General features: G+C 71.3%; 13 protein-coding genes. 11 read left to right on the top strand and 2 right to left on the bottom strand.

Annotated features, from left to right (window positions below; all coding sequences use genetic code 11):
- Positions 1-36: 36 nt before the first annotated feature.
- From K8612_RS30820 to K8612_RS30830, 3 genes are read left to right on the top strand one after another with little or no spacing between them, the layout of a single operon-like run.
- Positions 37-516: an RNA polymerase sigma factor gene (locus K8612_RS30820; protein ID WP_120565395.1), complete on the top strand. Its 480-nt coding sequence runs from the start codon at positions 37-39 to the stop codon at positions 514-516.
- Complete coding sequence (locus tag K8612_RS30825; protein ID WP_223742525.1) at positions 513-1,355, top strand: ActD-like protein; 843 nt, start codon at positions 513-515, stop codon at positions 1,353-1,355. The genes K8612_RS30820 and K8612_RS30825 overlap by 4 nt, the downstream gene beginning before the upstream one ends.
- On the top strand, positions 1,352-3,616 hold the full coding sequence (locus K8612_RS30830) for a caspase domain-containing protein (protein ID WP_223764887.1): 2,265 nt from the start codon (positions 1,352-1,354) through the stop codon (positions 3,614-3,616). Before K8612_RS30825 ends, K8612_RS30830 begins: the two co-directional genes overlap by 4 nt.
- Positions 3,617-3,659: 43 nt before the next feature.
- On the opposite strand, the gene K8612_RS30835 is transcribed toward K8612_RS30830, so the two are convergent.
- A complete protein-coding gene (locus tag K8612_RS30835; protein ID WP_223742523.1) occupies positions 3,660-4,163 on the bottom strand; it encodes a hypothetical protein in 504 nt (167 codons plus the stop codon).
- Between the two features lie 263 nt (positions 4,164-4,426).
- Here K8612_RS30835 and dnaN point away from each other — a divergent pair, with 263 nt between their 5' ends.
- The 6 genes from dnaN (at position 4,427) to K8612_RS30865 (ending at position 10,606) form a co-directional block, all read left to right on the top strand.
- Positions 4,427-5,533: a DNA polymerase III subunit beta gene (gene dnaN / locus K8612_RS30840; protein WP_207054127.1), complete on the top strand. Its 1,107-nt coding sequence runs from the start codon at positions 4,427-4,429 to the stop codon at positions 5,531-5,533.
- A gap of 112 nt (positions 5,534-5,645) precedes the next feature.
- Complete coding sequence (locus K8612_RS30845) at positions 5,646-6,863, top strand: hypothetical protein (RefSeq protein WP_223764888.1); 1,218 nt, start codon at positions 5,646-5,648, stop codon at positions 6,861-6,863.
- A gap of 81 nt (positions 6,864-6,944) precedes the next feature.
- The gene (locus tag K8612_RS30850; protein WP_223764889.1) at positions 6,945-7,664 is read left to right on the top strand and encodes a hypothetical protein; all 720 of its coding nucleotides are present in this window, start codon (positions 6,945-6,947) and stop codon (positions 7,662-7,664) included.
- Between the two features lie 13 nt (positions 7,665-7,677).
- On the top strand, positions 7,678-8,472 hold the full coding sequence (locus tag K8612_RS30855) for a hypothetical protein (protein ID WP_223764890.1): 795 nt from the start codon (positions 7,678-7,680) through the stop codon (positions 8,470-8,472).
- A complete protein-coding gene (locus K8612_RS30860) occupies positions 8,469-9,377 on the top strand; it encodes a type VI immunity family protein (protein WP_223764891.1) in 909 nt (302 codons plus the stop codon). The genes K8612_RS30855 and K8612_RS30860 overlap by 4 nt, the downstream gene beginning before the upstream one ends.
- Before the next feature lie 98 nt (positions 9,378-9,475).
- Positions 9,476-10,606 carry a DNA replication/repair protein RecF gene (locus K8612_RS30865; RefSeq protein ID WP_223742517.1) on the top strand — a complete coding sequence of 377 codons (1,131 nt, stop codon included), beginning with the start codon at positions 9,476-9,478 and terminating at the stop codon, positions 10,604-10,606.
- Here the strand turns inward: K8612_RS30865 and K8612_RS30870 are convergent.
- Positions 10,603-10,947, bottom strand: coding sequence for a hypothetical protein (locus K8612_RS30870; RefSeq protein WP_306799755.1), 345 nt, complete (start codon positions 10,945-10,947; stop codon positions 10,603-10,605). The two genes, K8612_RS30865 and K8612_RS30870, sit on opposite strands and share 4 nt — an antisense overlap.
- A gap of 275 nt (positions 10,948-11,222) precedes the next feature.
- On the opposite strand from K8612_RS30870, the gene K8612_RS30875 reads away from it, so the two are divergent.
- Both K8612_RS30875 and K8612_RS30880 read left to right on the top strand, forming a co-directional pair.
- Positions 11,223-11,729, top strand: coding sequence for a hypothetical protein (locus tag K8612_RS30875; protein WP_223764893.1), 507 nt, complete (start codon positions 11,223-11,225; stop codon positions 11,727-11,729).
- On the top strand, positions 11,726-12,520 hold the full coding sequence (locus K8612_RS30880) for an ABC transporter permease (protein ID WP_223742514.1): 795 nt from the start codon (positions 11,726-11,728) through the stop codon (positions 12,518-12,520). Before K8612_RS30875 ends, K8612_RS30880 begins: the two co-directional genes overlap by 4 nt.

Raw genomic sequence — 12,520 nt, forward strand, 5'->3', positions numbered from 1 at the left:
ACCGGTGTTCCCCTGGCCAACCGGGAGGCGTGCGCGGTGTCCGTCGATGTGGAGGCCTATTACCGACGCTATGGGCCCCAGGTGCTCCGGCGCTGCCGCTTCCTGCTGCGCGACGAGGAACAGGCCGTGGACGCCATGCATGACGTGTTCGTTCAACTGCTGCGCTACCAGGCCGCGCTGAAGGACGCCGGGCCCTCCAGCCTGCTGCATCAGATCGCCACCCGCGTGTGCCTCAACCGCCTCCGCGGCGCGAAGCGGCGCCCCGAGGACCGCGACGATGAGCTGGTGCTCCGCATCGCCGCGTCCGGCGACACCGAGGCGCGCACCGCCGCCCGGGGCCTCCTGGACCGCCTCTTCGGCCGCGTCCCCGCGTCCAGCCGCGACATCGCCGTGCTCCACCTGGTGGACGGCATGACGCTGGAGGAGACCGCCCGCGAGGTGGGCCTGTCCGTGTCCGGAGTGCGCAAGCGCCTCCGGGCCCTGTCCGCTGTCCTGCAGGAGCTGGAGGCCGCATGACGTCCCCCCACCGCACCCCGGACTGGCTGCTGGAGCGAATCGCCCTGGGAGAGCTGCCCCCGGACGAGCTCGCCGCCGCCCGCGACCGCCTGTCCCGCGAACCGGACGGCCCCGCCCGCCTCGCCGCCCTGGAGGCCGACTCGCGCGCCACCCTGGAGGCCCTGCCCCCTGACCGCGTCGCCCGCGAGGTGCAGGCCCGCTTCGCCCGCGCCGGCTCGCCCGCCGCCACGCCCCGCGCCGAGGCCCCTCCGTCGCGCCCTTCCTGGCGCTTCCTGCCCGCCCTGGTGCCGGTGCTCGCCGCCGCGACCCTCGTCGTCCTCGTGCGGCCGGGGGCGTCGTCCCAGCAGCAGGAGGCGCGCGACCCCTGGGCGGCGACGGGCACCCCCGGCGTCCTGGAGCCCACGCGCAGCAAGGGGCTTCAGCCCCGGCTCGACGTGCACCGCCAGGCCGGCACCCGCACCGAGCACCTCACCGACGGCGCCCCCGCCCAGGCCGGTGACGTGGTGCAGTTGTCGTACACCGCCGCCGGCCACGCCCACGGCGTCATCCTCTCCGTGGATGGCCGGGGCACCGTCACCCCGCACCTGCCCGCGCTGGGGGACACGTCCGCGCCCCTGGAGCGCGGCGGCTCGCACCTCCTGCCCCGCGCCTACGAGCTGGACGACGCCCCCGGCTTCGAGCGCTTCTTCCTCGTCACCTCGGACGCCGCCTTCGACCTGGAGGGCGTGATGGCCGCCGCGCGCGTGCTCGCCGCGTCCCCCGAGGCGCGCACCGCGCCGCTGACCCTGCCCGCGGGCCTGGGCCAGACCTCCTTCCTGCTGGAGAAGCCCTCCCCATGAGAGCGCTCGTCATCCTCCTGTTCACGCTGGGCGCGGCCACCCCCGCGCGCGCCGCCGAGGCCGCGCCCGTGCGCCGGCTGGCCCTGCTCGTGGGCGTCAACGACGGCGGCCCGGAGCGCGTGCGGCTGCGCTACGCGGAGACGGACGCGAAGGCCTTCTCCACGGTGCTGTCAGAGCTGGGCGGCGTGCTGCCCCAGGACCGCGTGCTCCTCACGGACGTGGACCGCGCGGGCGTGCTCGCCGGCTTCGACCGCGTGCGCCGCCTGGCGGAGGGCGTCCGCACCGCGGGGGCCCGCCGCGTGGAGGTGCTGCTGTACTACTCCGGCCACTCGGACGACGAGGGGCTGCTGCTCAAGGGCCAGCGCCTGGACTACGGCGAGCTGCGCCGCTCACTGGAGGGGCTGCCCGCGGACGTGCGCATCGCGGTGCTGGACTCGTGCGCGTCCGGCGCGTTCGCGCGCAAGAAGGGCGGCGTCTCGCGGCCCGCGTTCCTGGTGGACTCCGCCATCCAGGTGAAGGGCCACGCCATCCTCACCTCGTCCAGCGCGGACGAGGCGTCGCAGGAGTCGGACCGGCTGGGCGGCTCGTTCTTCACGCACCACCTGCTGTCCGGCCTGCGAGGCGCCGCGGACGTCACCCACGACGGCCGCGTCACCCTCACGGAGGCCTACCAGTTCGCCTTCCACGAGACGCTCTCGCGCACCGAGCGCACGCAGGGCGGCGCGCAGCACCCCAACTACGACATCGAGCTCGCCGGCACCGGCGACCTGGTGATGACCGACCTGCGCGCCACCACCGCGGGCCTGGTCCTCACCGAGCCGCTGGAGGGCCGCCTGTATGTTCGCGACGCGGTGGGCACGCTGGTGGTGGAGGTGCAGAAGCAGTCCGGCCGCGCCACCGAGCTGGGCCTGGCCCCCGGCGCCTACCGCGCCCGGCGCGAGTGGGACGGCGGCGTGTCCGAGGCGGCCTTCACGCTGAAGGAGGGCATGCGCACGCCGCTCGCGCCCGGCGACTTCCTGGGCGTGGGCCACGAGGCCACCGTGATGCGCGGCGGTGGCGGCGGCATGTCCTTGTCTCCGCAGGGGCGCGTCCAACTGCCGGTGAACCTGAGCCTGGTGCCGTCGATGAGCACCAACACGCTGCGGGCGGGCCGCGCGCCGGTGGAGAACCGCTTCGCGCTGGGCATCGTCAACGGCGGCGCGGCGCTGGGCGGCGGCCTGGCGCTGGGCCTGGCGGGCAACGTGTACGACGCGGAGGTGGCCGGCCTGGCGCTGGCGCTGGGCTTCAACACGTCCGGCGGCGACGTGGACGGCGGCCAGTTGTCGCTGGTCACCAACGTGGCGGGCGGCGCGGTGCGCGGTGCCCAGGCGTCGCTGGGGCTCAACGTGGCCAACGGGGACGTGGACGGTATCGGGCAGTGGGCCCTGGGCGCCAACGTGGCGCGCGGCGCGCTGGGCGGCGTGCAGGCGGCGCTGGGCGCCAACGTCACCACGGTGGACGCCACCGGGGTGCAGTTGTCACTGGGTGTCAATCACGCCAACGGCACCCTGAAGGGCGTGCAGTTCACGCTGGGCGCCAACTCCGTGACGACGGCCGCGCGGGGCATCCAGGGGGCGGTGCTGCTCAACCGCGCGCCGTCCCTCACCGGCATGCAGTTGGGGTTGATCAACGTGGGCGGCGACGTGTCCGGCATGCAGTTGGGGTTGATCAACGTCGCGGACACGGTGCACGGCATGCAGTTGGGGCTGGTCAACGTCTCCGACGAGGTGAGCGGCGTGCCGGTGGGCCTGGTCTCCTACGAGAAGAAGGGCCAACTGCACCTGGAGCTGTTCGGCAGCGACGTGCAGCTCACCAACCTGGCGCTGAAGTTCGGCGGCAGGCACTTCTACACGACGCTGCTCGCGGGCATCGGCCCGGACGACCGCTTCCAGCGCTTCAGCCTGGGGCTGGGCCTGGGCGGGCACATCCCGCTGGGCTCGCGCTTCTGGGTGGACGTGGACGTCGCGGCCAGCCAGGTGCTGTCCACGCGGGATCCGTTCTCCAGCGCGTCCAACACCCTGCTGTCCCAGGCGCGCGCCATGCTGGGCTTCCAGGTGATGCCCCGGCTGGCCGTGTTCGCCGGCCCCACCTACAACGTGGCCTTCGCCTGGGGCACGCCGGAGTTCGCGAAGCTGACCACGCTGCCGGTGCGCTCGCACACCCTGGGCACGGACACGCGCATGCAGCGCTGGCCCGGCTTCCAGGTGGGCGTGCGGCTCTGAGCTTCGCGCGGGACCGCGTGGGACGCGGTCCCGGGGAGGCGCCTCAGCCGACGATGCGGGTGGCGCGCAGGACGATGGCGTCGCCCGCGGGGCCGGCCTTGAGCCGCTTGTCCAGGGAGCCCTCCACCTTGAGGCCGGGGCCGCCCTTGGAGGCGCGCTGCATGAGCTCCCCCAGCTTCGCGTCGTCCCCGCCGGTGATGGCCGTCAGGTCGATTTCATGGATGGACTGGAGCTTCTTGTCCGGCGCGTCCGCGCTGAACAGGTCGTAGTGGTCGCAGGGCGGCGCGAAGCAGCGCTTCCCGTTGTCCTTGATGATGTAGACGGTGCTGGGGCTCATGGTGGCGTCTCCGGGTGAGGGGGAGGGGGCGGCCGTGCCGGGCTCGTTGGCGGCGCCCGAGGGTGCGTCCGCCCCGGTCCGCTTCAGCTCGGTGGGGGCCTCCGCGCCGGACACGTCGCCGGACGGCTGCGCGGTGGGGGAGGACGGCGTGCTGCACGCCACCGGGCCGAGCACGAGCACGGCGGACAGGATCAGGGAGCGGGCGTTCATGGCGACTCCAGAAGGAGGACGGGGTGCCCTCCTTCAACGCGGGAGGTGCACGGCCGGGTCCACTCTGCCCGGCCGCGCGCCCGCCTGCCAGGGCGACAGGGGCGATTTTCCTCCATGTCCTACATGGCCCCCCGGAGAGTCCGGAAGAGGGCGAAGCCGGCCGCGAAAGGGCAAGCAAGACGGTGGAAGGGCCCCCCCGTTCGTTGTACACCCGCGCCCCAAGAGATCGGCCTCCGGGGCCGTGACCTGTAAGGACGCCCACGATGGAATTCCGCATCGCCGCCGACGAGCTGAAGAAGGCCCTCTACCGCGCCCAGGGCATCGTGGAGCGCAAGACGACGATGCCCATCCTCGCCAACGTGCTGCTCACGGCGAACAAGGGCAGCATCACGGTCACGGCCTTCGACCTGGACATCGGCATCGTGTCCGAGCACGCGGCGGACGTGTCCAAGCCGGGCGCCGTCACGCTGAGCGCGAAGTACGTCTTCGACATCGTCCAGAACCTCCCGGACGCGGAGGTCACGCTCAAGAAGCTGGCGAACAACTACGTCGACATCTCCTCCGGCTCCGCGCACTTCAAGATCGTCGGCATGGCCGCCGAGGAGTACCCGAAGCTGCCCAAGGAGGAGAACGCTCCCCTGGTGCAGATCTCCGGCAACGTGCTGCTGGAGATGATCAAGAAGACCCAGTTCGCCATCTCCAGCGACGAGACGCGCTACATCCTCAACGGCGTCTTCTTCGAGCCGCAGCAGAGCGGCAAGGTCCGCATGGTGGCGACGGACGGCCACCGGCTGTCGCTCATCGAGCGCGAGATGTCCGGCGACTTCAAGCTCAAGAGCGGCGTCATCATCCCGCGCAAGGGCCTGATGGAGCTCAAGCGCCTGCTGGACGAGGCCCCGGACGCGGAGTGCCACCTGGGGTTCGCGGAGAACTCGGCGCTGTTCAAGAAGCCGGGCCTCACCATGGTGATGCGCCTCATCGACGGGCAGTTCCCCGAGTACCAGCGCGTCATCCCCAAGGAGGGCGAGAAGGTCGTCCTCGTGCCCAAGGTGCGCCTGCTGGAGGGCCTCAAGCGCATCGCGCTGCTGTCCGCGGACAAGAGCAACGCCATCCGCATCGGCCTGGAGAAGGGCAAGCTGCTCATCACCGCCAGCAACCCGGACCTGGGTGAAGCGCGCGACGCGCTGGACGTGGACTACAAGGGCAACGACATCACCATCGGCTTCAACGCCCGTTACCTCATGGACGTCCTGGGCGTGACGGAGACGGACGAGGTCAGCTTCGAGCTGGGTGACGAGCACAGCCCGGGCGTGCTGCACGGCCCCGGCGACCGCAGCTTCACGGCCGTGGTCATGCCCATGCGCGTCTGAGCCGACGCGGTCGTCCAACTTCCCACGTCGGCGGGACGCCACCGTTCCAAGTCCGACGCTCCGCGCCGTGGGGAGGCCTGCGCCCGGCGTGGGGGGCCCTTATGATGAGGGCGTGGCCACCCGTCCAGACGACCTGAGAGCGCGGCTGGAGGACCGGGCGGACCTCCTGGAGGCCACGCGCCTGCGCTACCGCGCGCTCAAGGGGGTGCTGGAGTCCTTCTTCTGGAAGGACCGGCTCCGCAACCACTTCGAGCTCTTGCGCGAGGTGGCCGCCGACCAGCCGGAGGTGGACGCGACGCTGGCCGCGATGCGCCGCCGCGTGGAGGCGGAGGGCTGGCCGCGAGACGCCGCCCCCGTCCGGTTGATGCACGAGGTGGAGCGCCTGCGCGAGGCGGTGGAGCGCGCGGCGGAGCGGCGGCTGTCCGCCAGCGCCTCACCGGCTTCCGACGCGGAGGACGCAGGGCCCGCGACGCTGGGAGCGCGGCTGCTGCGCCTGGAGGCGGAGGTGCTGGACGCGGCGCCCTTCCTGGGCGGCCGGGTGTGGGCCCAGGCGGTGGAGCTGTTGCCGCGCAACCTGCCGGAGCTGCGCGCCGCGTGCGCCGCGGGCGAGGTGTTCGAGCGGGTGTTCAAGCGCCCGGTGACGGAAGGGGCGCCGGCCTTCTCCGACGACGAGGCGCGGGAGCTGGCCCGGGCGCTGCCCCTGGGCGCCGCCGCGCTGGTGGCGCTGTGGGAGCGGCTGGAGCGGTATGACAGCCGGGGGCGGGTGAAGGACTTCCTCCAGCGGCGCATGCGCCGGGCGCCGACGCGGGTGGCGCGAAGCGGGCCGGAGCTGTTGTTGCACGCGGCCTTCTGGCACGACGTGGCGCGGGTGCGGGTGCGCGCGGTGCTGGAGGCGGAGCTGGCGCCGGTGGTGCCGCGCGAGGCGGAGCTGCCCGCGCTGCTGTCCTGGAGGGCCGCGCTGTCGGAGGACCCGGCGCTGCGGCTGTCCGCGAGGAGCGTCTTCACGGAGGGGCGCGCGGGCCTGGTGGAGACGGCGGCGGCGCTGGCGGCCCTGTCTCGCGAGCGGCCCCGGGGCGCGTGGAGCGAAGAGGTGGCGTGGTCGCGGCTGGAGCAGGCCGCGCTGAGGGCGCGCGCGGAGGACGGGCCGGAGGCGGAGGCCCTGCGGGACGCCCTGCGCCTCTTCGTGATGCTGCGAGGCCAGGCGCGCACGCCCGCGCGGCTGTTCTCACCGGAGCACGCGAAGCCCGCCGGGGGAGACGTGGCGAAGAACAGGGACCTGGTGGCGCTGGTCCAGGCGGCGCGGCACGCGGCGCTGAAGCAGGGCGGCTGAAGACAGACACCGGTTTGGGGACGGTGCGAGGCTTCTGTTAGGTTGGCAGGGCTGATTGCATTCCCGGCCGACATCCTGCCCATGACCCAGCCTGTTCCTCCTCGGTCCGCGGACGCGGCGCCGCTCCCGTCCGACCGCGCCGGGCTCACCGAAGCGCCTCCAGCGACGAAGTGCACTGGCTGCGAGTGCGCCATCCAGAGCGTCTATTACGAACTGAACCAGCGCCCGCTGTGCCCCGCGTGCCGCGAGGAACTCGGGGAGGCGATGAAGGGCGGCTCGAAGTCGTCGCGCTTCCTGACGGCGACGATGTCTGGCTTTGGCGCGGCCATCGTGGGGGCGCTCATCTACTGTGGGGTGGGGCTGACGGGCATCCGCATCGGCTTCAGCGCCATCCTGTCTGGGTGGTTGGTGGGGACGGCGGTGTTCATGGGCTCGGACTCGCGCGGCGGGCGAGGCTACCATGCGCTCGCGGTGGTGCTGACGTACCTGTCGGTGTCCGCGTCGCTGTCACCGGAGCTGTTCAAGGCGTTGAAGGAGCGGGAGGACTTCAAGGCCTTCCATGCGGCGTCGCACTCGCTGGGCTCCTCGCAGGTGGAGCCGCCGGATGTGGTGGCCCAGGCGTTCGTCGCGGCGGTGAAGACCGCGGGGTTGGCTCCGGTCATGCCGGTGGCCATGGGTGTTGATCAGCCGCTGTCGGCGCTCAGCTACGGCGTTGCCCTGTTCGTGGCGTGGTTCCGCAACCGGAAGGCGAAGCTGAACATCGCGGGGCCGTTCAAGCGGCTGGAGACGCCGGCCGAATGACGGCGGCACTGTGATGAACGCGACGGTGAAGCTGTGTGCGGCCGTGGCGTTGCTCACGGCCTGCGCTGGTGGAAGCGCACGGCGCTCCTCGCACGGGGACCTGCGCTTCGTGGACACGGAGACAGCCGCGAGGCTGCGCTATGCGGCCGTGGTGGCGGAGCAGGGCGCCCCTGCCACCACGGCCTCCGTCCTGGTCCAGGCCGCCCCGGTCATCCTCGGCTTGATGCAACAGGACCACTCCGCGGATGAGTTGGAAGAACGGCTCGCGGAATGCGCCGTCCAGGCCGAGCGCCAGGGCAACGCGCGTTTCTTCCAGAACCGTCCGCCGACACAGAAGGAGTGCCGCGAGGTGGTGGGGCGCGACCGTTGCGGCAACCCCATCACGCGGGCCATGCAGCTCGGAAAGCAGAAGCACGTCCTGGTCCTCCAGTGCGCGGAGGAGGTGCTCAAGGAGCTATGGGCCGCGCCCTACAGCATCGAGCAGCGCTATCGCTACTATCCGAATGCCCGATTCGTGGAGACCATCAGCCGGGAGAAAGAAGCGCGGATGCTTGCCGAGGGCTGCACCGATGAACTCCGGGGCACCATCAAGCCGGACCTTGTGCTTCATGCGGACCGCAATCTGCTCGAGTCCGCGCTCACCTTGGACTTCAAGTTCCCCTGCCCTGAGGACAACCCACCTCGGTGGTCACCCTATGGGGATGGCAGTCCCTACAAGGGACAAACGCAAGGAGAGGTCTACGAGGATGCGCTGGGTGGGAGGGCCCTGCTCGTTTCTCCTCGCCGTGGAGTGGTGACCCGGCCATGAGCGCGAACCTCCCCACCCTTCGTCGCCATCACAGGGACGGCGCGCTAGCGGCCCGCGACGGTGTCTCGGTCTCGTTCTTCATGCCTCATGACCACAGCATCGTGGCGCAGGCATGCTGGCGGGCCTTGCAGGCCTACGTTCGAACTCTCCCGCCTCAGTCGCTGAACTGGTACGGCGCGGACGATGGGGATGTCCTGGAGCTGGATGAAGACGGATGGGAAGTCATTCGCAAGCGGATGGTGGATCAGCCCTCCCGCCTGGCCTGGCACGTCGAGTTGTTCGACCTTCCTGGAGGAACTGGCGGGTACCAGTTCGAGTATCACAGCAACCGGATCGTGCGCCCGCTCTGCATTGGGTCCAGCACCGCGATGTCTTTCTCGTTCCCGACCGAGTTCCTTCTGGAACAGGGCCCCCAGCGGATGCGTGCCCTGGTGTTGGAGTTGGCTCGGGAACTGCCCTTTCATTTCGGCTACGCGAGCTTCGCCCTTGTCCCGCCAGATGGCTCCTGGTCCGCTGGAAAGTGGCAGGTCCTGGATGAATACTTCGCGCGCTATCTAGGCTTGGACCTGTCCTCGACCGCCAGGATCGGTTCCGTCATCGGGCTCCACGCCCTGGGCGCGCACTGGCTCACCTTCCTGGGCCCGCCGCTGCTGGAGCGGATGGGAGGCACCGAAGCGCTGCGGCAGGCACTGCCGTTCCCGGAGGTCTCCCTCCTCCCCATGGAACAGGAGCGCCTGCTGGTCACCCTGAGCGAATGGCCCCAGGCCATCGACATCGAGCAGGAACCCATTCCGCCCCAATACCGCGCACTGGCCTGCTTCCTGAAACCCTTCATGTACACGTCAGGAGAGGACGCCGGGATCGGGAACTACCTGGACCGCTGGCGGCGACGGCTCTGTCCGTGACGCCCCCGCGCCCACCAGCCAGGCGTCAGCCGCTGAATCCCGCGCCCCGCCGGCCGCCGCATCTGTAGTACGAAGGTCGGCCCCTTCACGGTGACGCTGTGCGCCTCCTCTCGCTCCAGGTCCAGGACTTCCGCAACCTCCCGGCGGTGCAGCTCGCGCCCAGCCCCCACTCGACCATCGCCGTGGGCCAGAACGGGCAGGGGAAGACCAACCTCCTGGAGGCGCTCTACTTCCTCGCCACCCTCAAGCCCCTGCGCGCCGGCCGCCTCTCCGAACTCGTCCGCTGGGGCTCCCAGGCCGCTCGCGTCACCGGCCGCTTCCTCCTCAAGGGCGCCGAGCGCGAAATCTCCGTCGAGGTCGGCGGCGGCACCCGCCAGGCCCTCGTGGACGGCAAGAAGGCCGCCAGCCTCGAGGACTACTTCGGCGGCGTCTCCGTCGTCGCCTTCACGCCCGATGACCTGGAGGTCATCAAGGGCGGCCCCGACGCGCGCCGCGCCTTCCTCGACCGCGCCGTCTTCAACCGCTTCCCCGCCTTCCTCAAGGAGAGCCGCGAGTACGCCCGCGCCCTCAAGAACCGCAACCGCCTGCTGCGTGAGGGCGCCACCGTCGACGCCGCGTACCTGGACGCCTACGACGAGACGCTCGCCCGCGCGGGCGCACGCCTCTACGCCCGCCGCCGCGCCCTGATGGCCGAGCTCGCGCCCCGCGCCCAGGCCACCTTCGCGTCCATCGGCCGCACCGCCGACCCCGCCGTCTACGGCTACCACCCCGCGCACCTCGGCGCCGACTTCGCCCACGCCGACGAGGCCGCCCTCGCCACCGCCCTGCGCGAGGCCCTCTCCGCGCGCCTGCGCCGCGACCTGGACCGCGGCTTCACCTCCGTGGGCCCGCACGTGGACGACGTGTCCGTGACGCTCGGCGGACGCAGCGCGCGCGCCTACGCGAGCCAGGGCCAGCAGCGCGCCCTGGTGCTCGGCTGGAAGATCGCGGAGATCGAAAACCTGGAGGCGGCCATGGGCTTCCTCCCCCTGCTGCTCCTGGATGACGTCTCCAGCGAGCTGGACCCCGAGCGCAATGCCTATCTCATGGGCTACCTCGCCCGGAGCGGCGCGCAGGTCTTCCTCACCACCACCGACGCGGGGCTCGTCCGGGCCGCCGCCGCCAGTGACACCCTCTGGCTCACCGTCCACGCGGGACAGGTGGCCACCGAGTCCCCGTCACAACCCTAGTGCACCCGCCGCCGGTGCCAGGGCCAGTGCACCGACCGCCGATGCGTGTGCTGTGGCAACTCCTGCCGCGTCACGTGCCCGAAGTACTCGAAGCGGAACTCCGCCCAGAGCAGCCCGAACGCCACCGCGAACAGGAACACCGCCAGCGTCAGCCACCACACGGTGCCCACGGCCAGCGCGGCGATGAACAACACCCCCAGCACCGCGGCGATCCCCAGCGACAGGTCCCGCAGGCGCTTCGACTCGCTGAACGCCATTCCCATGGCCAGCATGGAGATGGCCAGCAGCGGCCATGCCAGCCAGTACGCCGTGCGCGCGTACAGGGAGGCAATCGACAGCATGAACAACCCGAATCCGAATATCGCCAGTCCGCCGTCCATCGAATCCTCCTCCTGAGAATCCCCCCGGCTCCCGGCTGAACATGCGCCCTCCGCGAGGCCGGGGGCACCCCGCCTCTGCCTTCCGTCCGGAGCCCGTTCAGGGCGGCGGGCCCTCGGCGGGCGCGCGTCCGTGAGTCGACGTTCGCTCCGACGAAGTGCTTGCGGACCCGGCGGGCGTGCACCATGACCATGCCCGCCGTCCCACCGGGCGGACCCGGGACGAACGAAATGGTGCCATGTCGCGCTTGCTGCTGACGCTCGTGCTGTCCGCCCTCCTCGCGGGGTGTCACCGCGCGACGTTCGAGGACTCGGTGCTCCAGAAGTCCGACGTGAAGTACCGCGTCGGCCCGCTGTCCAACGACGTCTGGGAGCGCCGCGGCTTCGCCGACAACGACCTCGCCTTCGTGGAGCGCGGCGACACCGGCCGCGTCATCGCCACCAACGCCACCTGCCGGGACCATGACGACCCGTCCCTCCAGGTCCTCACGAAGCACCTGCTCATGGGCTTCACCGAGCGCCAGGACCTGGGCCAGCGCTCCTTCACCCTGGACGGCCGCGAGGCGCTCCGGAGCCGCTACGTCGCGAAGCTCGACGGCGTGCCCGTCTCCCTGGAGCTCGTGGTGGTGAAGAAGGACAACTGCGTCTTCGACTTCAGCTACGTCGCCCCCGTGGGCACCGCCGACGCGCGCATGGCGGACTTCGAGAGCCTCTTCCAGGGCTTCCACGCGGAGCGCCAGCGATGATGCCCGAGGCGAAGCTCTTCGCCGGCGGCCCCAAGCTCAAGGAGCGCCTGCGCGAGCGCATGGAGTCCCTGGGCGCGCTGTCCGTCATGACGGGCCAGGTGTTCAGCCGCGCCGTGCGCCCTCCCTACGACCTGGCCGGGCTCATCTTCCACACGGAGTCGCTGGGCGTGCGCTCGCTGCCCATCGCGCTGCTCACCGCGACGTTCGCGGGGCTCGTCATCTCCCTGCAGTTCGGCTACTTCCTCGCCCGCTTCGGCGTGCAGTACACCGTGGGCCGCGTGGTCATCCTCACGCTGTTCCGGGAGCTGGCCCCCGTGCTCACCGCCCTCACCGTGGGCGCGCGCATCGGGTCCGGCATCGCCGCGGAGCTGGGCTCCATGACCGTGACGGAGCAGGTGGACGCCATCCGCGCGCTGGGCGCGGACCCCTTGCGCAAGCTGGTGGTGCCGCGCGTGTTCGCGTGCCTCCTCGTGCTGCCGGTGCTCACCGTGTTCTCGGACGTGGTGGGCCTGGTGGGCGGCGCGCTGGTGGTGAAGTCCCAGTACGGCATCTCCCTGGACCAGTTCTTCCAGGGCGCGCTGGACGCCGTGCTGATGGGCGACTTCGTCTCCGGCGTCATCAAGGGCGCCGTGTTCGGGCTCATCATCGGCCTGGTGGGGTGCTTCAAGGGGCTGGCGGTGGAGGGCGGCACGGAGGGCGTGGGCCGCGCCACCACGCAGACGGTGGCCATCACCTCCGTCACCGTGTGCCTGGCGGACTTCTTCATCACGAAAATCACGCTCTACTTCTGA

The sequence above is a fragment of the Corallococcus sp. AS-1-6 genome, from assembly GCF_020037015.1.
GTDB lineage: Bacteria > Myxococcota > Myxococcia > Myxococcales > Myxococcaceae > Corallococcus.

Coding starts and splice junctions, on each gene's coding strand:
- dnaN (WP_207054127.1), top strand. CDS start 4,427: ATGGAATTCCGCATCGCCGCCGACGAGCTGAAGAAGGCCCTCTACCGC.
- K8612_RS30880 (WP_223742514.1), top strand. CDS start 11,726: ATGATGCCCGAGGCGAAGCTCTTCGCCGGCGGCCCCAAGCTCAAGGAG.
- K8612_RS30855 (WP_223764890.1), top strand. CDS start 7,678: ATGAACGCGACGGTGAAGCTGTGTGCGGCCGTGGCGTTGCTCACGGCC.
- K8612_RS30825 (WP_223742525.1), top strand. CDS start 513: ATGACGTCCCCCCACCGCACCCCGGACTGGCTGCTGGAGCGAATCGCC.
- K8612_RS30860 (WP_223764891.1), top strand. CDS start 8,469: ATGAGCGCGAACCTCCCCACCCTTCGTCGCCATCACAGGGACGGCGCG.
- K8612_RS30850 (WP_223764889.1), top strand. CDS start 6,945: ATGACCCAGCCTGTTCCTCCTCGGTCCGCGGACGCGGCGCCGCTCCCG.
- K8612_RS30870 (WP_306799755.1), bottom strand. CDS start 10,947: ATGCTGTCGATTGCCTCCCTGTACGCGCGCACGGCGTACTGGCTGGCA.
- K8612_RS30830 (WP_223764887.1), top strand. CDS start 1,352: ATGAGAGCGCTCGTCATCCTCCTGTTCACGCTGGGCGCGGCCACCCCC.
- K8612_RS30835 (WP_223742523.1), bottom strand. CDS start 4,163: ATGAACGCCCGCTCCCTGATCCTGTCCGCCGTGCTCGTGCTCGGCCCG.
- K8612_RS30875 (WP_223764893.1), top strand. CDS start 11,223: ATGTCGCGCTTGCTGCTGACGCTCGTGCTGTCCGCCCTCCTCGCGGGG.